At 71.2% G+C, this 24,488-nt stretch carries 21 protein-coding genes; 10 read left to right on the top strand and 11 right to left on the bottom strand.

Going from position 1 to position 24,488, the window contains the following annotated elements:
• On the bottom strand, positions 1–1,062 hold the full coding sequence (locus tag KIH74_RS07425; RefSeq protein ID WP_214155058.1) for a glycoside hydrolase family 18 protein: 1,062 nt from the start codon (positions 1,060–1,062) through the stop codon (positions 1–3).
• 22 nt (positions 1,063–1,084) lie between these two features.
• On the bottom strand, positions 1,085–3,655 hold the full coding sequence (locus tag KIH74_RS07420; protein WP_214155057.1) for a diguanylate cyclase domain-containing protein: 2,571 nt from the start codon (positions 3,653–3,655) through the stop codon (positions 1,085–1,087).
• 275 nt (positions 3,656–3,930) lie between these two features.
• On the opposite strand from KIH74_RS07420, the gene KIH74_RS07415 reads away from it, so the two are divergent.
• Positions 3,931–5,025, top strand: a complete 1,095-nt coding sequence (locus KIH74_RS07415) for a lysylphosphatidylglycerol synthase domain-containing protein (RefSeq protein ID WP_214155056.1) — start codon at positions 3,931–3,933, stop codon at positions 5,023–5,025.
• Between the two features lie 72 nt (positions 5,026–5,097).
• Here KIH74_RS07415 and KIH74_RS07410 read toward each other — a convergent pair whose 3' ends face one another.
• The 6 genes from KIH74_RS07410 to KIH74_RS07385 form a co-directional block, all read right to left on the bottom strand.
• Complete coding sequence (locus KIH74_RS07410) at positions 5,098–5,970, bottom strand: hypothetical protein (protein WP_214155055.1); 873 nt, start codon at positions 5,968–5,970, stop codon at positions 5,098–5,100.
• Between the two features lie 87 nt (positions 5,971–6,057).
• Entirely contained in the window at positions 6,058–6,708 is a 651-nt protein-coding gene (locus KIH74_RS07405) for a TetR/AcrR family transcriptional regulator (protein ID WP_214155054.1), read from the bottom strand.
• A 21-nt stretch (positions 6,709–6,729) separates the two neighbouring features.
• Entirely contained in the window at positions 6,730–6,927 is a 198-nt protein-coding gene (locus KIH74_RS07400; protein ID WP_214155053.1) for a ferredoxin, read from the bottom strand.
• A gap of 13 nt (positions 6,928–6,940) precedes the next feature.
• Entirely contained in the window at positions 6,941–8,110 is a 1,170-nt protein-coding gene (locus tag KIH74_RS07395) for a cytochrome P450 (protein WP_372492017.1), read from the bottom strand.
• A 106-nt stretch (positions 8,111–8,216) separates the two neighbouring features.
• Positions 8,217–9,041 carry a dienelactone hydrolase family protein gene (locus KIH74_RS07390; RefSeq protein ID WP_214155051.1) on the bottom strand — a complete coding sequence of 275 codons (825 nt, stop codon included), beginning with the start codon at positions 9,039–9,041 and terminating at the stop codon, positions 8,217–8,219.
• A 116-nt stretch (positions 9,042–9,157) separates the two neighbouring features.
• The gene (locus KIH74_RS07385) at positions 9,158–10,372 is read right to left on the bottom strand and encodes an FAD-dependent monooxygenase (protein WP_214155050.1); all 1,215 of its coding nucleotides are present in this window, start codon (positions 10,370–10,372) and stop codon (positions 9,158–9,160) included.
• Positions 10,373–10,455: 83 nt separating this feature from the next.
• On the opposite strand from KIH74_RS07385, the gene KIH74_RS07380 reads away from it, so the two are divergent.
• The 4 genes from KIH74_RS07380 (at position 10,456) to KIH74_RS07365 (ending at position 13,355) form a co-directional block, all read left to right on the top strand.
• A complete protein-coding gene (locus tag KIH74_RS07380; RefSeq protein ID WP_214155049.1) occupies positions 10,456–10,959 on the top strand; it encodes a MarR family winged helix-turn-helix transcriptional regulator in 504 nt (167 codons plus the stop codon).
• Positions 10,956–11,957, top strand: a complete 1,002-nt coding sequence (locus KIH74_RS07375) for a zinc-binding dehydrogenase (protein ID WP_214155048.1) — start codon at positions 10,956–10,958, stop codon at positions 11,955–11,957. The genes KIH74_RS07380 and KIH74_RS07375 overlap by 4 nt, the downstream gene beginning before the upstream one ends.
• A 106-nt stretch (positions 11,958–12,063) precedes the next feature.
• Entirely contained in the window at positions 12,064–12,606 is a 543-nt protein-coding gene (locus tag KIH74_RS07370; protein ID WP_214155047.1) for a hypothetical protein, read from the top strand.
• On the top strand, positions 12,603–13,355 hold the full coding sequence (locus KIH74_RS07365; RefSeq protein WP_214155046.1) for a hypothetical protein: 753 nt from the start codon (positions 12,603–12,605) through the stop codon (positions 13,353–13,355). The genes KIH74_RS07370 and KIH74_RS07365 overlap by 4 nt, the downstream gene beginning before the upstream one ends.
• A 52-nt stretch (positions 13,356–13,407) precedes the next feature.
• Here the strand turns inward: KIH74_RS07365 and KIH74_RS38420 are convergent, their stop codons facing one another.
• Both KIH74_RS38420 and KIH74_RS07355 read right to left on the bottom strand, forming a co-directional pair.
• Positions 13,408–18,882 (bottom strand): ATP-binding protein, encoded by a 5,475-nt coding sequence (locus tag KIH74_RS38420; protein WP_214155045.1) that lies wholly within the window; start codon positions 18,880–18,882, stop codon positions 13,408–13,410.
• 185 nt (positions 18,883–19,067) lie between these two features.
• The gene (locus tag KIH74_RS07355) at positions 19,068–20,066 is read right to left on the bottom strand and encodes a zinc-binding alcohol dehydrogenase family protein (protein WP_214155044.1); all 999 of its coding nucleotides are present in this window, start codon (positions 20,064–20,066) and stop codon (positions 19,068–19,070) included.
• A gap of 101 nt (positions 20,067–20,167) precedes the next feature.
• Between KIH74_RS07355 and KIH74_RS07350 the strand changes: the two genes are divergently transcribed.
• Positions 20,168–20,527: a winged helix-turn-helix transcriptional regulator gene (locus KIH74_RS07350; protein WP_214155043.1), complete on the top strand. Its 360-nt coding sequence runs from the start codon at positions 20,168–20,170 to the stop codon at positions 20,525–20,527.
• 98 nt (positions 20,528–20,625) lie between these two features.
• Here the strand turns inward: KIH74_RS07350 and KIH74_RS07345 are convergent, their stop codons facing one another.
• Positions 20,626–21,396 carry an SDR family NAD(P)-dependent oxidoreductase gene (locus KIH74_RS07345; protein WP_214155042.1) on the bottom strand — a complete coding sequence of 257 codons (771 nt, stop codon included), beginning with the start codon at positions 21,394–21,396 and terminating at the stop codon, positions 20,626–20,628.
• A gap of 107 nt (positions 21,397–21,503) precedes the next feature.
• On the opposite strand from KIH74_RS07345, the gene KIH74_RS07340 reads away from it, so the two are divergent.
• The 4 genes from KIH74_RS07340 (at position 21,504) to KIH74_RS07325 (ending at position 24,483) form a co-directional block, all read left to right on the top strand.
• Positions 21,504–22,130: a TetR/AcrR family transcriptional regulator gene (locus tag KIH74_RS07340; RefSeq protein WP_214155041.1), complete on the top strand. Its 627-nt coding sequence runs from the start codon at positions 21,504–21,506 to the stop codon at positions 22,128–22,130.
• Positions 22,131–22,220: 90 nt separating this feature from the next.
• Entirely contained in the window at positions 22,221–22,703 is a 483-nt protein-coding gene (locus KIH74_RS07335) for a flavodoxin family protein (protein ID WP_214155040.1), read from the top strand.
• 136 nt (positions 22,704–22,839) lie between these two features.
• The gene (locus tag KIH74_RS07330) at positions 22,840–23,343 is read left to right on the top strand and encodes a hypothetical protein (RefSeq protein WP_214155039.1); all 504 of its coding nucleotides are present in this window, start codon (positions 22,840–22,842) and stop codon (positions 23,341–23,343) included.
• Positions 23,344–23,523: 180 nt separating this feature from the next.
• Positions 23,524–24,483, top strand: a complete 960-nt coding sequence (locus KIH74_RS07325; protein WP_214155038.1) for a phytanoyl-CoA dioxygenase family protein — start codon at positions 23,524–23,526, stop codon at positions 24,481–24,483.
• Positions 24,484–24,488: the final 5 nt, after the last annotated feature.

Genomic DNA, 24,488 nt, shown 5'->3' with positions numbered 1-24,488 from the left:
TCAGCTGAGCTCAGTTGTGCCCCACCGGTCCCGGTAGTCGGCCCAGTCCTGGGCCGTCGCGTCGAAGTCGACGTAGAGCGCCACCCCGAACGGCCTGGACCGGTCGGCCTCGGAGCCCGCGGCCAGGGCCTGCTGCACCCCGGCGACCGACGCCGGCATGGTCTCGGCGAAGTCGTACCGGTTGATCTTCTGGTCGTGATAGGCCGGGGCGCCCATCAGCAGCGTGACATCGCTGGGGACCGCGCCCAGTGCCAGCTCGGTCTGCCGCCGGATGTAGCCGCGGTAGGCACGCTCGCTGGGCAGGGCGGTGTCGTAGGCCATGATCGCGACCTGGTCGACCAGGCCGGCCACCTCGCCCAGGTACCCGGTGCTCCACCGGCTCGGCTGCACCGGCAGCAGGTCGACCGCGAACTGCACGCCCGGAAGCGGCTGGAGCTGGGGCACCGCCACCGACAGCAGCGCCCCGGCAGCCCGGGTGCGCTCGCGGGTGGCGGCCAGCAGCACGGGCAGGTCCTCGTCGTCGTTGCGCACCGGCTCGAAGTCGAAGTGCACGCCGTCGAATCCGTCGGCCAGCACGGCGTCCACCCCGGCCAGCACGTTGGCCCGGGTGCTCGGCGACGACAGGTCCATGCGGTCGGGGGCCAGCACGTCGCCCAGCCAGGCCTGCACCCGCACCCCCGGCAGCGCGGTGTGCAGGGCCCCGGTCAGCCAGACCGCCCGGGGACGCAGCGACGGGTCCAGGGTGCCGTCGTCGGCGTACGGGCCGGTGTGCACGAACAGGTCGCGGATGCCGGTGCCGGACAGCTGCGCGGCCAGCGCCGTCACGTCGGCCTGCGTCTTGCGGCCGTCCACCCAGGCGTGCCCCAGCCAGTACGCGTCCTGCCCGGTGCTGCGCACGGACCGGTCCGTGCCACCGGACCCGTAGGCCACCAGCGTGCCGATGCCGGTGCCGATCGTCAGCACCGGGAGGGTCACCAGGAGGGCCACCAGACCGCAGAGCGTGACCAGGCCGCGCCGCAGAATCCGGCGGAACCGGGAGGGGCGGGGCTTTTCGTCGTCCATGAACTGAATCATGGACCGTGGATCACCGGCGGGCCCGCGCACCACCCGCGGGCAGGTTGCGGGGACTCAGGCTGACGGCGCCCTTGCCCGCCCGCTTGGCCGAGTACATCGCCTGGTCGGCGGCGTGCAGCAGGTTGGCGCCGGTGTCGCCGTCTACGGCCATGGCCACCCCGATGCTGGCCCCCACCCGGGCCCGGGCCTGGCTCAGGTCGAACTCCTGCGACAGCACGGCCAGGATGCTGTGCCCGATCCGCATCGCCGTCTCCACGTCGGGCACCCCCGGGCAGAGGATCGCGAACTCGTCCCCGCCCAGCCGCGCCACCACGTCGGTCGCCCGCACCGAGGCGGCGATCCGGTCGGCCACCTGGATCAGCAGCTCGTCACCGGCGCCGTGGCCCTGGGTGTCGTTGACCGCCTTGAACCCGTCCAGGTCGAGGTAGAGCGCGGCGATCCGGCCGGTCCGTGGGTCGGCCAGCGCCTGCTCCAGCTGACGGTGCAGCAGCAGCCGGTTGGGCAGGCCGGTGAGCGAGTCGTGGGTGGCGTCGTGGTGCAGGCGGTCGGTCAGCTCGATCCGCGCGGTGATGTCCTCCACCAGGCAGATCAGGTAGGGGTCGCGGTTCGGCGGGCGCACCGCCGAGGTGGACACCCGGCCCCAGCGCAGCTGGTCGTCCGGGCGCCGGATGCGGCGCTCGGTGACGATCACCTCGATCCGCCCCGCCAGCAGGTCGGCGACGTTGCGCTGGGACGACTCGACGTCCTCGGTGTCGTTCAGCAGGTCCTGGATCGGGCGGTCCAGCAGGTCCGCCTCGGCGTGCCCGGTGATCAGGCAGAAGGCGGCGTTCACCTGGGAGATCCGGCCGACCGCACCGGGCGCCAGGGAGACCATGGCCATCCCGACCGGGGCGCCGTCGAAGGCCAGCCGGAACCGGTCCTGGCTCTCGGCCAGGTCGGCCTGCGCCCGCAGCACCGTGGACAGGTCGGTGACCACGCCGATCAGCGCCGCGGGCCGGCCGTCCGGGCCGGGCTGCGCGCTGACCGTGAGCTGGCCCGGGAACGTGGTGCCGTTCTTGCGCCGGAACACCCACTGCCGGCCCACCATGCCGTGCGAGGCGACGCTGCGCAGCACCTCGTCCTTGACCGTGACCCCCTGCTCGGCCAGCCGGGCCAGCTCGTCCGGGTCGTGCAGCGCGTCCACCCCGAACACGCCGACCGCCTCCCCGGCGGTGTAGCCGAACAGGTTCTCCGCGCCCCGGTTGAAGAACTGGATCAGGTTGGCCCGCGGGTCCACGCCGATGATGGCCGCGCCGGTGACCGCGTCGAGCACGGCCGACACCTGGTCGTGCGAGCGCCGGATCTCCTCGGCCGCGGCCTTGGCCTCGGTGATGTCCTGCACCGTCGCGAACACCCGCCGCACCCGGCCGCCCGGGCCGGTCTCGGCGGTCGCGTACGAGATCACGTCGAGCACCTCGCCGTCGCGCACGATCCGGTACTCGGACGTGCGGCTTCCGCCGTCGCGCCCGATCGTCGCCAGGTCGCGGTGCACCCGCTCGCGGTCGTCCGGGTGCAGGGCCGCCAGCATCGCGGCCAGCGACGGCCCGTCCCGGGCCGGGGTGCCCAGCAGCGTGTGCATGCCCTCGCTCCACACCACGTCACCCCCGCCCGGTTCCCACCGGGTCGAGCCGATCCGGGCCAGCTGCTCGGCCATCGCCAGGTCGCGGGTGCGGTCGTGCATGAGCGCCGCCACACGGTCGCGCACCTGGGCCACCATGGTGACGACGAGGGTGGCCAGGGCCAGGTTCAGCAGCGCCAGCTGCATGGCGAACACCACCTCGTGCGGTGTGCCGTTGAACGCCGCGAGCCGCCCCAGACCGTGGTTGGTGCCGACCACGGCGATGGCCACCGTGGCGGCCTGGGTGATCATCGCCCGGAACGGCCCGAGCCGGATCGCGCCCCAGAACAGCGGCAGCACCAGGATCGACGACGACTGGAGCCGCTGCGGGGTGAGGAACAGCAGGGCGGCGATGCCCAGGGTGAGGGCCAGCTGCCCGGCCCACTCGAGGTTGACCCGGCGGCGCAGTGGGCCGTCCCGGTCCGGCCGGGCCAGCAGACCCGGGGCGAACACGAACAGGCCGAGCAGGTGACTGGCCGTGTGGTCGATCAGGAGCTCGGCCGGCGGACGCGCGGCCGGCACGGTGAACAGCACGAACAGGGCCGACCCGGTCAGCCCGGCGGCCAGGGCGCACAGCAGCACCCGGCCCAGGTCTCGGAAGGTGCGCCGGATCTTCTGCTCGGCCATGAACCGGGTGAGCAGCAGCGCGGTGAGGACGATCTCGCAGATCCCGGCCAGCGCGCTGCCGGCCCCCTCCACGGTGATGCCGAACAGCGGCACGACGGCCACGGTGGCGACGGTGAAACCGGCCAGGAGCGGCGGCCAGCGCCACCGGGGGCACAGCATCAGGGCGACCGGCCCGACGCCGGCCATCGGCCAGATCGTCAGCTCGCCGGTGGCCGGATGGGTCAGCACGGTCAGCGCGGCCAGGTCGAGGACGAACGTGACCAGCGCCGCGAGCAGGGCGATCCTGGCGGAACGCATCGCGGCCGAGCTCACCACCCGTACGCCCCCCGCGTCGTGCCTGATCTGCCTGTCTTCCGGCTCGGTGCATCGGTACACGGGCGGCCCGGATGGCGCAACGACGCCGGACTTCACCTGGTCGGATGAAGGCAATACCCGGCCGCTACGGGATTTTCGGGCGAGGTGATCAATCCGTTACGTGTGATAGAAAAATGGGCCATCGGCAGTGCGGCCGGGACAACTGTTCTGACGTCGACACCGCCCGGCCTGCCATTGGACAGCCTGCATTCAACGCCATGACGACATCCTCGAACGTGCTGCCCCAGCCCGATTCCCTGGCCCTGCCCGAATCTCTGGCCCTGCCCGAATCTCTGGCCCTGCCCGAGTCCCTGGCCCTGCCGGTGCCCCGGGCCCGCAGGATCCGGCAGGGCCTGCTCCACCTGGTCGCCGTCACCGCGGCCGGGCTGGGCCTGGCGTGGATCTTCCCGGCCGTGATGAAGACCGGCTGGGCCGACATCGTCGCGGCCCTCACCTCGCTGTCGGCGTTCTCGCTCGCCGGCCTGGTCGCGCTGTGGGTGGTGGGCAAGCTCGCGCACTCGGTGGCGCTGTCCGCCGCGATGCCGGGCCTGGACTGCCGCCGGGCCCTGATGCTGAGCCTGACCGGCGCCGCCGTGGCCAACGTGCTGCCGCTCGGCGGGGCCGCCGGGGTGGCGCTGAACTACCGGATGAGCCGGGGCTGGGGGTTTCCCGGCCCGGCGATCGCCACCTACACGGTCGTGGTGAACCTCTGCGACGTGATCATGAAGTTCCTGCTGCCGCTGGCCCTGATCCCGCTGGCGCTGGGCGGCCGGCTGCCCGAGCAGCTCGGGGCCCGGGCGCCGTTCCTCGCGGCCGGTGTGGGTGGCCTGGCCGCGGCCGGTTTCGGCGCGCTCGGGCTGCTGGCCTGTCAGGGGCTGCTGCGCCGGCTCGGCGCGGGACTGCGCGCCGGGTCCGGCTTGTGCCGGGCCGTGCTGGCGGTCGAGCGGGTGGTGGCGGCCTCGCGCGAGACCGTGGTGCGGTCGTGGTCGCGGCTCGGCGCCGGGATGTGCGCCTACACCGTGCTGCTGCTGGCGCTGCTCACGGCGTGCCTACGGGTGTCCGGTGCGGCGGTGCCGTTCGGGCTGGTGCTCGCCGCGTTCTGCGGGGAGCGGCTGCTCACCCTGGTCGGCATCACGCCGGCCGGTCTCGGGGTGGTGGAACTCGGCCTGGCCGGGGTGCTGATGCTCGCTCCCGGCGTGGAGGGGGCGGCGGTCGCCTCCGGCATCCTGCTCTACCGCCTGGCCACCGTCGGCCTCGGCGTGCCGGTCGGCGGCGCGCTGCTGACCTGGTGGGTCTGGCGCAGGCAACAGTGAAATTGATGGACGACGCAAGACCGGCCGGGTCTTGCGTCGTCCATCAATTTCAGCCTCTCAGAAGAAGGCTGGTCAGAAGGCGAGGTCGGCCAGAGCCAGCTCGCCCAGCGCCTTCTCACCGGCCGTGTCGGCCACCAGACGCCGCACCGTCATCGCGTGCAGGGTGGGCAGGCAGGCCCGGGTCCCGACCGCGGTCAGCCGCGGGTTGGCCAGCACGAACTCCAGCGTCACGTCGATCACGGCCCGCATCTGGGCGCGCAGCCGGCCCTCCTTCAGGCAGGTCCAGGCGGCCTCGTGCATGGCGCCCGACCAGACCCCGGACGGCCAGACCACGGACGACAGCTGCTGTGGCGTGATCGCCCCGGCTCGCACCTGGCCGATCAGCTCCCGCACCGACTCGCCCCGCGGGCCGTAGAGCGAGGCCCCGGTCTCGAACACGTTCTCACCGTTCAGGGCGACGGCGGTGAACGGTGCGCGCAGCGCCCGCACGTGTTCCTGCTCCAGCTCCGGGCAGGCCCACAGGGCCGCGACGGACGCGGCCGCCGCGGCGGCGGAGGCGGGGACCTGGAGCGCGCCGGGGATCGGCACGCTCGGGGCGTCCGGCCAGACCGCGGCCTCGGCCGCGATCAGCGTGCCCACCTCGGTGGCGGTGCCGAACCGGCCGGAGGCCAGGTGGTCGGCGCTCGGCTCGGTGCCGTCGCGCAGGGCGGTGGCGGCGGCGCGCAGGGTGCTGGGCATGGTGGGGGCGTTGAGGTCGAGGATCGCGACCAGGCCCCAGGCGACATCGGCGGCGGTGTCGTCCCGCTCCTGCCAGGCCCGGGCCAGCGCGAACGCGCCGTCCTGGGTGATCCGGAAGGCGCTGCTGATGGCTCGCAGGACCTGCACGGCGCCCGGGTGGGCGGCGGCATCGGTGGCGAGCACGCTGGGTGAGGACAAGGTGTACATCGCTGTCAACGGTGCGCCTCGACGACACAGAGGGTCAACGAGGGACGTACATTCGTCGCACCGGCCGTGACTCAGGGGCCCGGCTGGCTACGGAGTGTTGATATGGGCCGGGGCCTCCAGCAGCCCGACGAGAGCGTCGGCCAGGTGGTCCGACAGCTGGGCCCAGGTCAGGTCGGCGGAACCGTCGGCCAGAGCGCGCTCCTGATCGGCGGTGGTGTGCACGAGCAGCGAACTCGCCATCCGGCCCCGGGCCAGGCGGACGGCCGGGGGCAGCACCGGCAGGCTGCGGCCGAGGCGCTCCAGCAGTTCGGTGGTGGCGGGTGAGGTCAGGCTCTCGGCCACTACGGTGCGGTGCAGCTGCGGATCGGTGAGCAGCTGGGCGCTGAACCGGGCGTACCAGGTGGCCTGCCCGGTGCTGCCGAGCTGGTCGAGGTGCCGGGTCAGCGGCAGCACCAGACAGGCCACCAGGTCGCGCGGCCCGGCGCCGGGGGAGCAGCCGGCGAGCAGTTCGTGCCGCAACTGCTCGATCGGCGCCGCGTGCCGCCGCACGATCGCCAGGATCAGGCCGGTCCTCGTGCCGAAGTGGTAGGTGACGGCGGCGGTGTTGCCCTGTCCGGCGGCCTCGCCGATCTGGCGGTTGGACACGTGCGCGAGGCCGTGCTCGGCGTAGAGCCGCTCGGCGGTGTCGAGCAGGCGTAGCTGTGTGGCGCTGAACGGTCTTCGGCCCTGGTCGTCCACCCGCCCATTCTGGCGTGGATCTCAGTCGGTCGTGTAGCGGATGGCGCGGGCGGGACACACGGCGGCGGCCTGCTTCACGTCACCGGCCTGGTCGTCCGGCGGCTCGTCGGTGAGCAGCAGGGCCACGCCGTCCTCGTCGCGCTGGTCGAACACCGCCTCCGCGGCCACCACGCACTGACCGGAGGCCACGCACTTGTCCTGGTCCAGCAAAACCTTCATGATGCACGTCCTTTCACCAGGTGACGGGAAGTTCGTACACGCCGTACACGGCGCCGTCGTGCTTGAACGGCAGGTCTTCGACGCCGGTGGCCAGACGCAGGGTGGGGATGCGCCGGTACAGCGTGCTGTAGACCACCTGGAGTTCCATCCGGGCCAGCGGCTGACCCAGGCACTGGTGCACACCGAACCCGAAAGCGGTGTGGTGCCGGGCATCCCGGCCCAGATCCAGGTCGTCCGGGTGGTCGAAGGCCCGTGGGTCGCGGTTGCCGATGTCGGTGGGGCAGATGACGCCCTCGCCGGCCCGGATCAGGGTCTCGCCGATCCGGATGTCTTCCAGGGCCACCCGGCGTCGCCCGTTGTGCGTGATGTTCAGGTAGCGCAGCAGTTCCTCCACCGCGGCGGAGACCATGGCCGGGTCGTCGCTGTTGCGGAGAAGATCCAGCTGGTGCGGGTTCTCGAGCAGCGCGAGGGTGCCCAGGGCGATCATGTTCGCGGTGGTCTCGTGCCCGGCGACCAGGAGCAGCACCCCGATGCCCGCCGCGTCGTCGGCGGTCAGCTCGCCGTTCTCCACGTCACGCGCCAGCCGGGTGAGGACGTCGTCCCCAGGCTGCCCGGCCTTTTTCAGCAACAGCGCGGCCAGGTAGTCGTGCAGGTTGCGGACGGCCTCGCCGCGCTGCTGCGCGGGGATCGAGACCCGGATCAGGTTCTTGCTGTTGGCCTGGAAGAAGTCGTGGTCGGCGTAGGGCACCCCGAGCAGGTCGCAGATCACCAGCGACGGCACCGGCAGCGCGAACGCCTCGACCAGGTCGACGGGTTTCGGCCCGGCCAGGAGGGCGTCGATCAGCTCGTCGACGATGCGCTGCACGGCGGGCCGCATCGCCCGGATCCTCCTGATCATGAACGGCGCGGTGACCAGGCGCCGCAGCCGGGCGTGCTCCGGGTCGTCCATCAGGATGAAGCCGACCCGGGTGGTGCCGGAAGCCGCTGCGGTGCGCGGATATCCGGCCCGGTGGACGTCGGAGCTGAGCCGGGGGTCGGCGAGCAGCTCGCGCTGCTCCTCGTAGCGGGTGACCAGCCAGTGTTCGGTGCCGTCCCAGATGCGCACCCTGGTCAGCGGGGCCTGCTGCTGGAGATCGTGCAGCGGGGGCGGAGGGTCGAACGGGCAGCGAGCATCACGTGCCATCGGGTAGGACGGGGTTCCGGGTTCGGTGAGGTTCGTCAAGGGACACCTCTTTCGCAACTCTCGGAAATCATGCAGATTCGTTGCGTAACTATTTAAAGCACGTGATTTAACGGTCGGCAACCCCGTCGGGATCCAGCCGCTCCCGCAGGAAGGCGACCACCTCGTCGCGGGCCTGCCGGGCCGGATGGCCGGGCCGCTCGCGCACCTCGCTGGTCAGCACCGAGTGCGCGGCCCGCGAGAAGCCGCCGGGATTGCCCGGGCCGGAATCGATCTCGATCACCCGGAAGGCATCGCCCAGCCGGTCCGACAGAGTGCGGAAGCGCTCGGCCGGCACCGATCCGTCGTGCGAGAACCGCAGGCCGAGCGCGCACACGTCACCCCGGGCGGCGCGCTCGGCCACCTGGTCGAACTCCGCCGGGCTCATGGTCGGGTCGGCCCGGTGCCGCCGGCTGACCGGGAACGGCGCCGCGGGCTGACTGGCGACCGCGGCGGTGACCGAGCCGTCCACGGCGGTGGCCAGGGCGAAGCCGCCGGTGAAGCACATGCCGATCACGCCGGCCCCGTTGCCGGGGGTACGGTCGGCCAGGTCGGCCGCGAGCGCTCGCAGGAAACCGGTGATCGGCCGGCTCGCGCCCACCGCGAAGGCCCGGAACTCGCTCGCCACGCACAGCCGGGCCACGGTGCCGACGGTGTATCCCGCCGAGGCCGGGCGCCCGGGGGTGCCGAAAGGGGAGGGGACGGCGACGGTGAACCCGCTCAGCACCAGGTGTTCCGCCAGTCCCAGCACCTCGGGCGTGATGCCGGGGATCTCCGGGATCAGCACCACCCCCGGCCCGCTGCCGCGGCGGTACACGTCGTAGGTCAGGCCGCCGCCGGTGAACGGCGATCGGGTCCAGCCCTCCAGGGTGCCGACGGGGGCGTGCTCGGACATGGCCACCTGCTTTCCGTTCGGGCGGTGGGACGTTCCGGTCAGCCTGTCACAAGCGGTGCGGGCGTGGTGGCCTCCGGCGACGCCCGCACCGCCTTCGCTGTGGCCTTCGGGTCTGGTCAGGGCCGCCCGAGAGGGCCCGCCCCGGAGGGGAAGTCGGGCAGGGTGAGGGCCGAGTAGGCGGGGCGGTCGGTGTCGCCGGGCAGCGAGTCCAGGGAGCGCAGCATGGCGTTGCGGGCGGTCAGCGCCTCGGGGGTGCGTGGGTGCATCGTGACGTCACCGGGCCCGACCAGGGCCTGGTTCGCCTCGACGTAGGGGCGCGCCCGCCGTTCGTAGGCGGACAGGGCGAGGGCGTGGTCCGGGGTCGAGACCAGTTCGCGGGCCAGCAGGTACGCCCCGGCCAGGGCCAGGCTGGTGCCCTGCCCGGTGAGGAACGACGGGGCGTGGGCGGCGTCGCCGGCCAGGGCGACCCGGCCCCGCGACCAGCGCGGCGCGCGGATCTGGCTGACCACGTCGAAGAACAGGTCGTCGGCGTCGCGCATGGCCCGGACCAGGGTGGGCACCTCCCAGCCGTCGTCGGCGAAGGTGGTGGTGAGCAGGTCGCGCTGGGCCTGCGGGTCGCGGAACGCCTCGAACGGCGGCTCGGGCCGGCTGAACATGAGGAATCCGTGCAGGGTGGTGGTGTCACCGGCGGCGTAGAGGGCGGCGCCGCGGCCCGCGGTGTTCCAGAGCACCGCCTCGTGGTCGAGGCCCCAGGTGTTCTCCAGGGTGAAACCGGCGAAGCAGTGCCCCAGATAGCAGTGGAACTGCGGTTCCGGGCCGAACACCAGGCCGCGGGTGCTGGAGTGCAGGCCGTCGGCCCCCACCACCAGATCGAACTCGCGCACCGCGCCGCCCCGGAAGGTGACCGTGACGGCGTCCACCTGTTCGTGCAGCTCGAGAATGCTCTCGCCGAAGAGGAACTCGACGTCGTCGCGGACCGTGCCGTGGAGCAGCGCGGTGAGGTCGCCGCGCGGCACCTCGAGGTCGCGGCTGTGCACGCCGCCCGCCACCTTCTCCGGTCGCAGCGTGACCACCGGGCTGCCGTCCGGGTGCAGGAAGGTGATGCGGCGGGTGTCGATGTGCGCCTCGCGCAGCGCCGGCAGCAGGCCCATGCGCTCGACCACCCCGAGCGCGCTGCCCCGGATGTCGATCGGGTAGCCGCCGCCGCGCACGGCGGCGGCCTTCTCCACCACGGTGACCTCGAAGCCGCCACGGCTCAGCCAGTGGGCGAGGGTGGGCCCGGCGATGCTCGCGCCGGAGATCAGGACCTTCTTCCTGCGGGGGCTGGTCATCTGTCTCCTCCGAATGAATAGCTACCTTAGGGATGCTGACCGAGTTCAAACATATACCTAAGTTAGGTATCTATTGGAGTGTGATGGCGGACACCTCGACGCCTGGCGTCCCGGACCTCGATCTGCTGGGCGTGCTCTCCCGGATGTCTCAGATGAGTTCTGTGCTGAACCGCGGCAGACTGATCGAGCGGGCGATGGCGGCCTCCGGGCTGAACGTCGACCGGCCAGCGATCACCGTGCTGGTCACCCTGCACATGGCCGGGGAGCCGTTGCGGATCGGTGAGATCGCCACCCGCATGCAGGTGGTCGGCCCGCACGTCACCCGGCAGCTGAACGAGCTGGAACGCCGTGACCTGGCCCGGCGGGTGCCCGATCCGCACGACCAGCGGGCCCGGCTGATCGAGCTGACCCCGGCCGGCGCCGAGGCCGCGACCCGCTACCTGCACACCGTGCTCGGCTGGTTCGCCGAGGTGCTGAACGGCTGGTCCGCTCAGGACCGGCAGACGTTCGCGAACCTGCTCGGGCGGTTCGCCGACGATCTCGCCGCCCGAGCCGAAGCCCTCGACGGAACAGGGGAGAAGCCATGAGGGCCGCCCGCTGGAACGTGACCACCGGCGCCTTCGGGGTGGAGGAGGTTCCCGAGCCGCACGTCGGCCCTGGGGAGGTGCGGATCGCGGTGAAGGCCGCCGGGGTGTGCCTCTCCGACGTCCACGTGATCCAGGGCATGCTGAAACCCGCTTTCCTGCGCGAGGGTTCGGTCACTCTCGGGCACGAGGTCGCCGGGGTGGTCGACGAGGTCGGTCAGGGGGTGACCGGTCTCGCCGCCGGTCAGCGGGTGCTGTTGCTGGCCGGGCAGTTCCGGGACGGGATGATCGTCACCCGGGGCGTCGACTACGACGGCGGCTGGGCCGAGTACGCCGTGGCCCTGGCCGGCACGGTGGTCCCGATCCCGGACGGGCTGCCGTTCGAGCAGGCGTGTTTCGTTCCCGACGCGGTGTCCACCCCGTGGGCGGCGATCACCACCACGGCCGGAGTGAAACCCGCGCAGCCCGTGGGAGTCTGGGGGATCGGCGGGCTGGGGGTGCATGCCGTGCAACTGCTGCGCGCCGTCGGCGCGGCGCCGATCGTGGCCGTCGACCCGCTGCCGGCCGCCCGGGCCCGGGCCCTGGAGTTCGGTGCCGACCTGGCCCTCGACCCGGCGGCCGGCGACTTTGCCCGCACGGTGCGGGAATTCACCGGCGGCGCGGGCCTGGCGGTCGCGTTCGACTTCGCCGGGGTCGCCGCCGTGCGCGAGCAGGCGGTGAGGGTGCTCGGCCACGGCGGGCGGCTGGTGCTGGTCGGGCTCGGTGACGAGGCCCTGACGATCGCCGACGCCACCCGGCTCAGCTACCTGGAGCAGCAGGTGCGCGGGCACTACGGATCGCGGCCGGAGCATGTCCAGCAGCTGCTCGCGCTGATCGGGACGGGGCGCCTGGAGCTCTCCCGGTCGGTCAGCGAGGTGCTGCCGCTGGCCAGCGCGGCCGAGGCGGTGCGGCGGCTGGACCAGAAGATCGGCGACCCGATCCGGATCGTGCTGGTGCCGTAGAAGATCAGGTGGACCAGTGGTTGTCTTCGGTTCACCGATCAAGGCTGAGATGACGTAAGCCGAAGGGTTGGTGCCAGCGTCCAGATCGCCCGGAAGGCATCGGCGGATGAACGAGGAAGAAGCGCGAAGCATGCTTGCGGATCTCACGGGCATGCTTGATCAGGAAGGGCTGGGATTTCTGGCCGAGCAGGCGCGTACCCTCCGTGATGAGTGCGTGGAGGGTGATGGCCCGGATGACCTGACACCGTTCGCAGACACGTTGTGGCCTCTTCTTGGGCGGTTGCCTCGTGCTGATCAGGCCGGTGACGTCGGTCCAGTGAGTCCGGCTCTGACCCAGACCGCCATTCTGCTCGATTTGATCGAGGGATACGCGGTTTCTTCGCTTGAGATGGAGGCAGTGGTCTGTGCCGAGCTCCGTCGCTTGGGGAAAGAAAAACTGATCATCGAGGATGCCCCCGGTCCCGATGTCTCTTCCGGTACCAGATTTTCCCGGGAGTGGTCTGTTGCCGACGAGGTGGGACGGGAAAGGGAAGCCGCGCTGGTGGGGGTCAGGAGAACGGTGGAACAGCTACGGGCCCAGGCGTCGCTCTCGCGTGGACCCTGGGTTCCGCGTCCTTCCACGGGCGATGACGGCGGTGAGTACACGTGACCGTGCAGGACGAGAAGGAAACCGCGCGGGCGAATTTGATCAGTACTCTGCGGGGCGAGATCGCCACGGTACTTCCGCGTGCGCCGGCAGGCTCGACGGCCGGGGTGACGAAGAACGACGACCTGTACGAGGCCTACCTGTGGTGTCTTGTTCTACAGGCTGCCCGGCGGCGGGGGTACACCGATATCGAGATATTGGACCGGCACGGTGCGACACCGAAGGATGTGAGGCTTCGACGCGGCCCGGGACGGCTCTCCGTCGTACATCAGTACACGCATGCCGTACTGAAGCTACCTCCCCGGCAGTCCGAGACCGGTCTGTGCCTGGGGGCCGATGAATTGGAAGTACATGTCGGAGTGCGGGTAAGAGGCCGCAGCGGCGTGCTCCATGAAGCCGATGTGCTGGTCCTTCCAGCGCGCATCGCGCGGCAGCGTCGGACGGACCGGGAGGATCCGCACTGGTGCGATCCTTACGTCGTGATCGAGGCGAAGTACTACAGCGACAAGATTTCGCTGTCCCTCGGACGCGGATTCTCCGGTCTGATGTCCGAATTGCTCAGGGCTCGGGGGATCTTCGCGTCGACTGTTCCGAACCCGAAGATTCGAGACCTGCTGGAGCACCTCGGGCACGTAGCCGTCTTCGGAGTGGGGCCTGGGACACTTGCCGAGGAGGTCATGAAGGAAGAAATCGGCCGAATTCTGAGGTGCCAGTGCCAGTATCAGAAAAGTCCTTGCTGGGAACATAGGTGATCCCGACGGCGGGAGCTGTTTGAGCTCCCGCCGTCAATCAATCAGCGCCTTCTCAGCGGCCCCGCAGGCCGTTCTCGATCGCCTCGATCACCCGCGGCCGCATCTGCTCGGCGCTGATGATCGCGTCCACCGAACCGACCTCGACCGCGCGCCGGATGCTGTGCACCCGGTCGAACTCGGCGGCCACCTCGGCCAGCTTCTCCGCGCGCACCGACCCCTGCACCTCGGCGAGCCGGGTGTTCAGGGCCGCCCGATCGGCGCCACCGGCGGCCAGCACCTGGGCCTGGAGCTCACTCACCCGCGGGTCGTTCGTCGTCCTCTTGTTGACCTCACCGGAGAACACCACCGCGGCGGCGGGGGCGCCGCCCAGCACCGACGCGAACGAGCCCTCCAGGGCCAGCACGGTCATGTTCGGGTTGAGGGCCTTGGAGAACACCACGAACGCCCCGCCGTGGTAGCGCGAGATCACCAGGAACACGATCGGGCCGTCGAAATTGACGATGGACCGGCCGATCTCGGCGCCGTACTCGAGCTGGAGCCGGCGCATCGACTCCGGTGAGCCGTCGAAGCCGGACAGGTTGGCCAGCACCACCAGCGGGCGGTTGCCCGAGGCGGCGTTGATGGCCCGCGCAGTCTTCTTCGACGACTGCGGGAAAAGCGTTCCCGCGGTGTAGGTGTCGGGGCCGTCGGTGGGCGGGAAGCCGCGGCGCGGCACCGCCCGCGACTCGATCCCGACCAGGGTGACCGGACGTCCGCCGATGTGCACGTCCTGCACCACCGAGGTGTCCGAGTCGGCCATGCCCGCCCAGCGTTCCAGCACCTGGTGGTCCTGGTCGGACAGGGCGCGCATCACCGTGCGGATGTCGAACGGCTTCTTCCGGTCCGGGTTGTGCGTGGCCGAGAAGATCTCGCCGACCGTGGCGAAGTCCTCGCCCAGTTCGTGCGGGAAGGCGCGGACGTCGCGGTCGGCCGGGTCGGAGGTCGGCGCGGGGCGCGGAACCGTCTCTCCCGGAACGATGTACGCGTGGTCGTAGTGCGCCATCAGGATGTCCCGGGCGCCGGTCAGGTCGGGCGCCCAGTACTGCGCCTGGCCGTTCGGGCCCATCACCCGGTCGTAACCGCCGATGCCGTGGTTGTCCTCGGCCGACACCCCGCCGGAGAAGTCGAGCGACTGCTTGCCGGTGAGCACCATCGCCGAGTCCGGCGTCATCACCAGCACGCCCTTGGTGTGCATGAGCATGGTGGCCTCGGCGTTCCAGTACGGCTGGGCGCCGACGTTGATACCGGCCACCACCACGTTGATCTCGCCACCGGCCTGGGTGAACAGCACGATCCGCTTGAGCGCGGCGGCCACCCAGTCCATGTTCTCGGTGCCCGAGGTCATCGAGATCTTGGCGCCGGCCGACAGCGCGTACCACTCCAGCGGCACCTTCATCTGCTCGGCCAGGTCGATGGCCGCGATCACCCGGGCGCACTCCGGCTCGGACAGCGAGCCCAGCGCCTTGGTCGGGTCACCGAGCAGCAGCACCCGGGTGACGCCCTCCGGGTACCGCTCGGTCACGGTGGACACGACACCCGCGACGATCGCCGCGGTGTTGCCGCCGGGAGCCCGGTCGACCGGGACCAGACCGCCTTCGGGGGCCAGGTCGTACTCGGTGAAAGTGCCGAGCATGCCGACGAGTTCGTAGGGGTAAACGTTGCCACGCTGGGCGGCGCGCAGCACCTTCTGCCGGTAGTCGTCCAGCGGCTGCACCGGTTCGGTCGACGGCTCGCCGACCTCCAGCTGCGCGCCCCGGCCCGGGGCCGGGTGGATGCGCACCTCGACGTCGACCAGCTCACCGGCGGCGTTGCGGCGGCGGGCGACGAACTGGACCTCTTCCAGCCCCGCCCCGGCCACCGCCGGCAGCACCCGCTTGACCAGCATGCCCAGCTCGGCGTCGGTCAGGTCGGTGACCGGCCAGACGTACATCATGATCCGGTTGGTGGCCAGGCGCTTGTTCTGCGGCGCCTGGGCCCGCACCGCGCGGATCGCGTCGACCGCGTTGGCGATCGCGTTCTCCACGCTGGGCAGGGCGATCAGCCGGCCGTCCGGCTCGCGCTGCGGGGTGAGGTCGCGCACCTGGCCCATCACGAACAGCCGCTCGTCGGCCGGGTTGCTGCGGGCGGCCGCGCGGAACAGGTACACCTCCTCGTCGGTGGAGGGCAGCCGGGTGAGGTCGAACTCGCGCAGCCGGCGCAGCTGGAGGCGCTGGGCGATCTGCGGGTGCAGGCCGCGGATCAGCCGGTCCTCGGTCAGGCCGGTCTCGCCCGGGCGGAACGTGAAGTGGTGGTGCATCACCGCTCCGCGGGTGCCGGTCACGGTGACCGTGACCCGCCGCACCGCCGCGGGCAGCGTCTGCGCGCCCACGAGTTCGCCCAGCCGGGCGGCGATCTCGTCGGTGCCGGGCTGGTCCTCCCAGGCCACGTAGAGGTCGGCGACCAGGCCGCGGTCGGTCACCCCGGCACCCAGCTCGACCACCCCGGCCAGCGCCTCGGGCAGCTGAGCCAGCTCGACGGCGGTGGTGACCACCTGGGTGCTGCCGGTGCGCTCGGTGTGCTGGCTGGTGTGCTGCGCGGTGACGAACGTGCAGCCCCCGGCCGAGGCCGTGCCGACCGCGCCGACCAGACCGCGGTTGCCGTAGTAACGCCGGGTCAGCACCTCCAGCAGGGCGGTGTGGTCCACGTCGGGCCGGCCGATCCGCTGGCCGATCAGCCGCACCAGCGGCTCCGGCCCGGCCACCATGGCCTGGATCCGCTCCGGCCGGTCCGGGGCGTCGGGCATCCGGTCGAGGTAGCGCAGGTCCTCGCTGACCGCGGCGTACACGGTGGCCCGGGTGCGGCGGAACTGCGGCTGGGTGAACCAGCGGAAGATGACGGCGCGGGCCAGGTCGGACACCACCGGGAAGCGCACCTGGGTGGCCTCGACCAGGTGCCGCAGGGCGACACCGGCGCGCTCGCCCGTCTGCTCCAGCGGGGCCTGGCCGGCCAGCCACTCGCGCAGCAGCTGCGACACCACCGTGCTGGCGGCGGCCAGCCGGCTCTGCGCCAGGAAGATCCGGAAGACCGCGGCCTCCAGCTCCGGCGTGCGGTCCAGGTCGGTCACCCCGTAGTAGCCGAGCACCTGGGTGAGGCGCTCCTGGAACACGCCGCTCACCCCGGCCCGCTCCACGTCGAGGCTCTGGAGGTAGCTGTGGAAGTACTCGCGCGGGCTGTGCACCGGGTTGCCCGGCTCGATCTCCAGCCCGGTACGCGGCCGGTTACGGGTCAGCTCGGACAGGTCGGCGAACACCGTCAGCAGGTCGACCTCGCCGGCCAGGGGCCGGTCGCCGGAGACCTCGGTGCGGGCGGCCAGGTAGGCCGGCAGGGTGCTGTCGACGTCGAAGCCGAGCAGCATCCCGCGCAGGTCTTCCAGGCCCTGACCGGCCCGCCGCGCGGCGGGCACCTCGGAGGGCAGGGCAGGCAGGTCGATCTCGGCCACCGGCGGGCCGGCGGCCTCGGTGTCGTCGTCGGCACCGGCCAGCGGTTCCAGGCGCATCAGCGGCGCACCGGTCTCCACCTGGCTGCCCACCGACACCGGGCACTCCCTCACCCGGGCCCGGAACGGCGCGCGCAGCACCGTCTCCATCTTCATGCTCTCCAGCACGAGAATCGGTGCCCCGGCCTCGATCTCGTCGCCGACCGCGACCGGGGTGGCCACCACCAGGGCGGGCGCGGGCGAGCGCACCACACCGCCCTCGTCGAGGCTGACCCGGTGCGCCACGCCGTTCACCTCGACCAGGTGGATCGGCCCGTGGGTGGCCGTGACCAGCCGGAAACGCTCACCGTTCACCGAGATCCGGCCGCTGTGGTGGTCGAAGCGCTCCACCTCGACGTCGGCCTCGTGCACGTCGGCGCCGGCCGAGATGCCGACCCGGTAGCGGGTGGCACCGGTACGGGCCACGCTCACCCGGTAGCCGGCGCCGCGGAGCTTCAGGTCGAGGGGGCGGGAGCTGTCGTGCTGTACCTGCGGGCGGCCGCCGTGCGCGGAGGTCAGCAGGCGCTGCCGGCTGACCTTCTCCTCGTCGCGGTAGGCCTCGATCGCGGCGGCGGCCAGGGCCACCGCGGAGTGCCGGTGCGCCACCAGCCGGCCCTCGCCACGCATCCGGTCGATCCAGCCGGTGTCGGCGGACCCGTCGATCACCTCGGGCTGGTCGAGCAGGTCCAGCACGAAGCTCTTGTTCGTGGCGCCGCCCTCGATGATGACGACGGTCTCGGCCATCGCCCGGCGCAGCCGCGCCAGGGCCTGCTCCCGGTCGCTGCCGTGGGCGATGATCTTGGCGATCATCGAGTCGAAGTCGGCGGGGATGGTGTCGCCCTCGCTGACGCCGGTGTCCACCCGGATGCCGGGGCCGGCCGGCAGCACGAGGTGGGCGATGCGGCCGGGCGACGGCGCGAAGTCACGGTCCGGGTCCTCGGCGTTGAGCCGGGCCTCCACCGCGTGGCCGATCTCGGCGGGCGCGTCGCCCTCCAGCGTGCCGCCGCCGGCCACGTGCAGCTGGAGCCGCACCAGGTCGGTGCCGGTGGTGATCTCGGTGATCGGGTGTTCCACCTGGAGGCGGGTGTTCACCTCGAGGAAGGCGAACAGCTGCTCGGCCGGCTGGTAGAGGAACTCGACGGTGCAGGCGCCGCGGTAGCCGACCCGGACGGCCAGGCGCTCGGCACTGGCCTTCAGCTCGGCGGTCTGCGCGGGGGACAGGACCGGTGAGGCCGACTCCTCGATCACCTTCTGGTTGCGCCGCTGCACCGAGCAGTCCCGCACACCCAGCGCCCAGGCACCGCCCTGGCCGTCGGAGATCACCTGGACCTCGACGTGCCGCGCACCGGTGACCAGGCTCTCCAGGAACAGCACGCCCGAGCCAAAGGCCCGCAGCGCCTCGTCGCTGGTGCGCTGGAACGCGTCGGTCAGCTCGTCGCCGTTCGCGACCTTGCGGATGCCGCGGCCGCCACCACCGGCGCTGGCCTTCAGCATCAGCGGGTAGCCCAGGCGGTCGCCGGTCGCGAGCGCGTGCTCCAGCGACTCCACCGCGCCGCCGCTCCACGGGGCGACCGGCACACCCACTTCCTCGGCGATCAGCTTGGCGCCGATCTTGTCGCCGAGCTGGCGCATGGCCTCGGCGCTCGGGCCGACGAAGGTGACGCCGATCTTGTCGCACAGCTCGGCGAAGGCCGGGTCCTCGGCGACGAAGCCCCAGCCCACCCAGGCGGCGTCGGCGCCGGTCTCGCGCAGCGCCGTCTCCAGCACCGCGAGGTTCAGGTAGGGGCGCGCGGAGGCCGGGCCGAGCGGGTAGGCGATGTCGGCCTCCCGCACGAAGGTGGCCGTGCGGTCGGCGTCGGTGAACAGCGCGACCGTCTCGATCCGCTCACCGGTCTCGGCGGCGAGGTCCCGGACGGCGTGGATGAGCCGCATCGCGGCCTCTCCGCGGTTGACGATGGCAACACGACTGAACACCGGCTGAGCCTCCCAGAGCCAAGAACGATGGACGACGTCCGCGGACCGGCCTGGTCGTCCAGCCTCCTACTGTCGCGGGCGGGAGGGGGTGCGCGCCATGTGCGCCACCGGGCGGACCCCGGCCCCGCCTTTGTAGGAGTCATACAAAGGCGGGGCTGATGCACCCGGATCCGGCGCGACGACGGTCAGCTCACCCGCACCGCGGCCTTGCCGATGCTGTGGCCGGACGACAGCACTGCGTGAGCCTGCCGCAGGGCCTCGGGCACCCCGTCCGTCCTGCCGTCGAACGTGGTGGTCAGGGTGGAGCGCAGGCTCCCGTCGTCCACCAGTTCGGCGACCCTGGTCAGCAGGCGGCCCTGCTCACTCACGTCGGGTGCCTCGTGCATGATGCGCGAGAACATCAGCTCCCAGTGCAGCGACGCCGACTTGCTCTTCAGCGGCAGGGTCTCCTGCCCCTCGGGCTCGTCGATGGCGACCACGGCGCCGAAGGGCAGCAGCAGGTCGGCGTAGACCGGCAGGTTCCCGCGGGTGTACGGCGAGAAGATCCGGTGGACGCCGGTGGGTGCGATCGCGCGCACGTCGTCCACCAGGTTGCCGTGCCCGACCACGTGGTCGGCGCCGAGCTCGCGGACCCAGGCCGCCGACTCCTCCCGGCTCGCCGTCGCGATCACCTCGACGCCCGGTGCCAGGGCCTTGACCAGCTGGATCACCATGCTGCCCACCCCTCCGGCGGCACCGACCACGAGCAGGTGGCCCTGGTCGCCGGCGGTCAGCCGGAAGTGGTCGAACAGCGTCTCCCAGGCGGTGATCGTGGTCAGCGGCAGGGCGGCGGCGGACTCCCAGGACAGGGTGCCGGGGCGGCGGCCGACGATCCGCGAGTCCACGGCGTGCAGCTGCGCGTTCGTGCCGTCCCGGGTGATGTCGCCGGCGTAGTACACCTCGTCGCCCACCCGGAAACCGGTGGCCTCCGGCCCGACCTGCTCGACCACGCCGGCGGCGTCGTAGCCCAGCTGCTTCACCGCACCCGGGGCCAGCCCGGCGTGCTGCTTGGTGTCGACCGGGTTCACCGACACGGCTCTCACCCGCACCAGAAGGTCTTTCGGGCGCAGGGTCGGTGTCTCGCGCTCGATCTCCAGGAACTCCCCGCCCCCGCGCACCGGCCAGGCCTTGATCGTCGTGCTCATTGTGCTGTCCTCCCTCGTGGTCCGATGCCGCAGACGGTAACTCCGGGGTCCCAGTTACCATCAAGGGAGACAAGTAACCATGGGGAACCATTGGAGGTCAGATGCCCACCGCCTGCTCCACGGGGTTGCACGGCCCGCATGACGTGTACAACGCCGACTGCCCCTGCCGCGATCTGCTCGACCTGATCGCGAACAAGTGGTCGGCCCTGATCATCGGTGCCCTGGAGCCCGGCCCGCTGCGCTTCGGTGAACTGCGCACCCGGCTCGGCGGCGTGAGCTCCAAGGTGCTCACCGCCACGCTGCGCCGTCTGGAGGAGGCCGCCCTGGTGGACCGCGAGGTGTTCGCCGAGGTGCCGCCCCGCGTCGAGTACTCGCTGTCGGGGCTGGGACGTTCGGCGGCGCAGCCGCTCGCGGCCCTGCGCACATGGGCGGAAGGTGCTCTGGACCGGGCAGTTTCGTAGAACAATGGACGACGACGGGCTGCGCGCGGACTCGTCGTCGTCCAGGAAAGAATGCCCGGAACCGTTTCAGGGGAGTGTGATTCGTGCCGGGCGACAGGTCAGTGCCGGAGGGCCGGGCCGAGCAGCAGCCCGCCGTCGATCACGAACTCCGAGCCGGTGACGAAGGCGGCCTCGTCGGAGCTGAGATACAGCAGGGCGCCGGTGATGTCGGCCGGCTGACCGAGGCGCGGCACGGCGAACGGCTCGGGGGAGTAGAAGTCCGAGATCGGCGCGTCTGCCCCGGCGGCGGGTTCGGTGATGAACGGCGTGGCCACCACGCCGGGGTGGACGGCGTTCACCCGGATCCCGTCTCTTCCCAGTTCCAGCGCGGCGGTTTTCGTCAGGCCGCGCAGGCCCCACTTGCTGGTGACGTAGGGGGCGTAGAGGGCCGTGCCACCGATGCCGGAGGTGGAGGCGATGTTGACGATGACGCCCCCGCCGGCTCGGCGCAGGGCCGGTGCCGCCGCCCGGACACCGAGGAACGCGCCGGTCAGGTTGACGTCGAGAACGCGCTGCCAGACCTTCGGGTCGGTGGCCTCGACCGGGGCCGGCGGATTCTGCACCCCGGCGTTGTTCACCAGGATCGTCAGTGACCCGAAGTGCTGCTCCGTGGCGGCGACCGCCTCGGCCCAGGAATCCGGCTCGGTCACGTCGAGGGGGACCGCGAGCGCCCGTTCGCCCAGCTCGGCGGCGAGCGCCTGGCCGCGGTGACCCGAGACGTCGCCGATCACCACCCGCGCGCCCTCGGCGTGGTAGCCGCGTACGTGACTGGTGCCCTGGCCGCCGGTGCCACCGGTGATCAGCACGGTGTGCCGGTCGAAGCGTCCCATGGTGTCGTTCCTCCTGATCAGATGGTGAGTCGAGTGACTCGCCTCAGAGTGAGGCTAGGGGCGGGTCTGTGGTGAGTCAAGTGACTCACCTCGCTTAGGCTGGGGTGGTGACGACGAGCGAGGCGCCCGGCTACCACCAGCGAGTGGCGGAGGAGAAGCGCGCAGCGATCCTGGCGGCCGCCACCCGGCTGTTCCTGGACTCCGGCTACGACCGCACCTCGCTGGCGAAGATCGCCGAGGCGGCCGGCGTGTCGAAAGCGACGCTGTTCAAGCAGTTCCCGACCAAGGCGGCGCTGTTCGACGCGATCGTCACGGCGTCCTGGCAGGTGGGGGACGGCGAGGAGGAACCGCCGGTGGGCGACCTGAGGGCCGGGCTCGCCGAGATCGGCCGACGGTACGTGGCCCTGCTGACCCGGCCCGGCATGGCCGACCTGTTCCGGATCGTGATCGCCGAGCTGCCGCGGTTCCCGGAGCTGGGCGAGGCGCAGTTCAGCCGGGGCAAGATGCCGTACTTCGACTCGGTCCGGCGCTATCTGGAGGCCGAGCGCGACGCCGGCACGATCACCCTGGACGACCCGGAGCAGGCCGCCACACAGTTTCTCGGGATGATCTCGAACTACGTGTTCTGGCCGCGGTTGCTGCTGGTCGGCTGGGACCCGGCCGCCCCCGACCTGGAGCGGGTGGTGGCCGACGCGGTGCGGATGATGGCGGCCGGTTACGCTTTCAGGGCCTGATTCCGGTCCGGCCCGGGACCTCCGGTCCTGCTGCCCCGCGGCCCCTTTCGCGATGGTGGACGAAACCGTCCGCCACACGGGGAGCGCACCGTGAACGTCCTGATCGTCACCGAGTCCTGCTTCGGCAACACCCGGCGGTTCGCCGATGCCGTCGTCGGCGGCCTGACCTCGCGGGGTGCCGTCGTCACCGTCACCGCGGCCTCGGACGCGACGCCGGAGATGATGAACGGCGTCGACCTGCTGCTGGTCGGCGCCCCCACACACAACCGGGGCCTGCCCGGTCCGGCCTCGCGGCGGACGGCGGCGGCCCAGGGGGCGAGGCCGGACGTCACCGGCGTGGCCGAGTGGCTCGACGGGATGGACGAGTGGAGGGGCCGGGCCGCCGCGTTCTGTAGCGTCAGCGGTACCGGCTTCATCAACGGCTCGGCCGCCCGCAAGATCGTCAAGAAGCTCCAGCGCTACACCATCGACGTGGTGGGGACGGAGAACTTCCTGGTCGGCGCGGCCGAGGGGCCGCCGGCCGACGGCGAGCTGGAGCGCGCGGAGAAGTGGGGCGCGTCGCTGGTCGGGTGAGCCGGACCACCTCGATCGGCACGGCCGGTGCGGCTGCCGGTTACTCCGAACGGGTCGGCGGAATGACCTGACGTGACATGCATTTCGCTGGACCGGCCCTATCTGTCGCCCCAGGCAACCAACGACACTACTGATTGTGACTGCCGCCTTCGCCACCCCCGTGCCCACCTGGTCCGCCATCGTCGCCGCCCTCGACGAGGACCCGACGGACACCAGGTGGGCGTTCAAGCTGACGGTCCAGTGCCGCGACCACCTGCGCGGCGCGCTCGACGGGGCCGAGCACGTGGGCGTCCTCGGCTCCGTCGACCCGAAGGCCTGGGCGCGCGACCCCGGCACCACGGCCCCGAAGCGGCTGGAGGGGCAGGCCCGGCCCCGGCGGTCCCCGCGTGACGTGCCCGGCGGGCCGGAGGGCCCGGGCGGCATGTACCAGCCCTGGCACGTGCTGCTCGGGGTGCTGATCGGGCACGAGTACGAGGAGGCCGGCCGGGAGGCCCCGGCCTGGACGAAGAAGCTGCGGATGAAGAACGAGTGGGTCATGTCCACGTCGCTGATGAGCGACCAGCAGGTGCGCAGCACCGCCCCGGAGTGGCTGTCCGAACGCGGAATCTTCATCAGCCCGCGGGATCTCGCGGGACGCTGAGAATTGACGTGAAAGTACGGTAAAAAAATTTACTGACGCCTATTCATGGCACCGTCAAATGGTGTCAGTAAATGGCGAGCGAATTGCCCGAAGTGCTTCTCCGGTGGGGGTTGCCCCTGGCTCGTGGATCATGTTCTCCTGGTGGTCGGTACAGGGCCTACACATTCCGGGGGTAGGGCAATGACGTCATTCGACACGGATACCGAATCACCCAGTGAAGGCGCGACAAAAAACCCTGGCACGGGTTTTCGGCTTTCGCCGGAAGAAATTGATCGATTTCATGCGGAGGGATATCTCGGTCCCTTCGACCTGCTCGACGCCGAGGCCCTGGCGGCGATCAGGCCCACCTTCCAGAACATCGTCGGTGGTGGGCTGACGTCCCCGATCTACGACCGCACCACGCACCGCGACTGGCACCTGCACTACAAGAACCTGCTCACCATGGCCTACCGGCCCCAGTTGCTGAACCGGGTGCAGTCGCTGCTGGGTGAGAACCTCCTGGTCTGGCGGTCGTCGATCTTCCACAAGGCACCCGGCGACGGTGCGCTCGCCTGGCACCAGTCAAGCCTTTTCGCCGGTGAGGAGTACGGCATCTTCCGGCCGGCCCTGGCCCCGCCGCCGGAGTACGAGGTGTACACCGACCTGTTCAACCTCTCCGCGTGGATCGCGCTCGACGACGTGACCGAGGCGAACGGGGCCATGCAGATCGCCGTCGGCACCCACAACAAGCAGTACCCGGTGCGCCGGGTGCCGCTGAGCGACTCGATCTTCGGCAACGTCTTCAAAGACAACCTGGGCCGGGCCGGTGACACGCAGCGGCTGGCCGAGCTCGACCAGCGCTTCGCCTGCGTCACCATCTTCGACCCGGAAGAAGAGGGCGTCGAGGTACGCACCATCGAGCTGAAGGCCGGCCAGTTCATCATCTTCACCGACCGGGTGATGCATTCCTCGCTGGCCAACACCACCGAGGGCGATCGCCGTCTGGCCATCAATTTCCGGATCACGGTTCCGCAGGTCGAGGTCTATCCTCACCAGGCCTGGGGAGAAATGATCGACGGCAATGACCACGACATCACGAAGCACGCGAATGTGATGCTCAGTGGCCAGGACCGGTACGGGAAGAATAAATATCTGAACTGAAAAAG

It is taken from the genome of Kineosporia corallincola (genome assembly GCF_018499875.1).
Taxonomy (GTDB): domain Bacteria; phylum Actinomycetota; class Actinomycetes; order Actinomycetales; family Kineosporiaceae; genus Kineosporia; species Kineosporia corallincola.
Note: the sequence above shows the minus strand (reverse complement) of the source record. Positions and strands in the feature narration are given on the sequence as shown.

What these genes read in the sequence shown, in the direction of transcription:
- KIH74_RS07390 (WP_214155051.1), bottom strand. Translation starts at nt 9,041, where the DNA reads ATGTCCGAGCACGCCCCCGTCGGCACCCTGGAGGGCTGGACCCGATCG.
- KIH74_RS07400 (WP_214155053.1), bottom strand. Translation starts at nt 6,927, where the DNA reads ATGAAGGTTTTGCTGGACCAGGACAAGTGCGTGGCCTCCGGTCAGTGC.
- KIH74_RS07395 (WP_372492017.1), bottom strand. Translation starts at nt 8,110, where the DNA reads ATGGCACGTGATGCTCGCTGCCCGTTCGACCCTCCGCCCCCGCTGCAC.
- KIH74_RS07420 (WP_214155057.1), bottom strand. Translation starts at nt 3,655, where the DNA reads ATGCGTTCCGCCAGGATCGCCCTGCTCGCGGCGCTGGTCACGTTCGTC.
- KIH74_RS07425 (WP_214155058.1), bottom strand. Translation starts at nt 1,062, where the DNA reads ATGGACGACGAAAAGCCCCGCCCCTCCCGGTTCCGCCGGATTCTGCGG.
- KIH74_RS07345 (WP_214155042.1), bottom strand. Translation starts at nt 21,396, where the DNA reads ATGGGACGCTTCGACCGGCACACCGTGCTGATCACCGGTGGCACCGGC.
- KIH74_RS07355 (WP_214155044.1), bottom strand. Translation starts at nt 20,066, where the DNA reads ATGAGCACGACGATCAAGGCCTGGCCGGTGCGCGGGGGCGGGGAGTTC.
- KIH74_RS07375 (WP_214155048.1), top strand. Translation starts at nt 10,956, where the DNA reads ATGAGGGCCGCCCGCTGGAACGTGACCACCGGCGCCTTCGGGGTGGAG.
- KIH74_RS07415 (WP_214155056.1), top strand. Translation starts at nt 3,931, where the DNA reads ATGACGACATCCTCGAACGTGCTGCCCCAGCCCGATTCCCTGGCCCTG.
- KIH74_RS07370 (WP_214155047.1), top strand. Translation starts at nt 12,064, where the DNA reads ATGAACGAGGAAGAAGCGCGAAGCATGCTTGCGGATCTCACGGGCATG.
- KIH74_RS07385 (WP_214155050.1), bottom strand. Translation starts at nt 10,372, where the DNA reads ATGACCAGCCCCCGCAGGAAGAAGGTCCTGATCTCCGGCGCGAGCATC.
- KIH74_RS07350 (WP_214155043.1), top strand. Translation starts at nt 20,168, where the DNA reads ATGCCCACCGCCTGCTCCACGGGGTTGCACGGCCCGCATGACGTGTAC.
- KIH74_RS07410 (WP_214155055.1), bottom strand. Translation starts at nt 5,970, where the DNA reads ATGTACACCTTGTCCTCACCCAGCGTGCTCGCCACCGATGCCGCCGCC.
- KIH74_RS07380 (WP_214155049.1), top strand. Translation starts at nt 10,456, where the DNA reads ATGGCGGACACCTCGACGCCTGGCGTCCCGGACCTCGATCTGCTGGGC.
- KIH74_RS07325 (WP_214155038.1), top strand. Translation starts at nt 23,524, where the DNA reads ATGACGTCATTCGACACGGATACCGAATCACCCAGTGAAGGCGCGACA.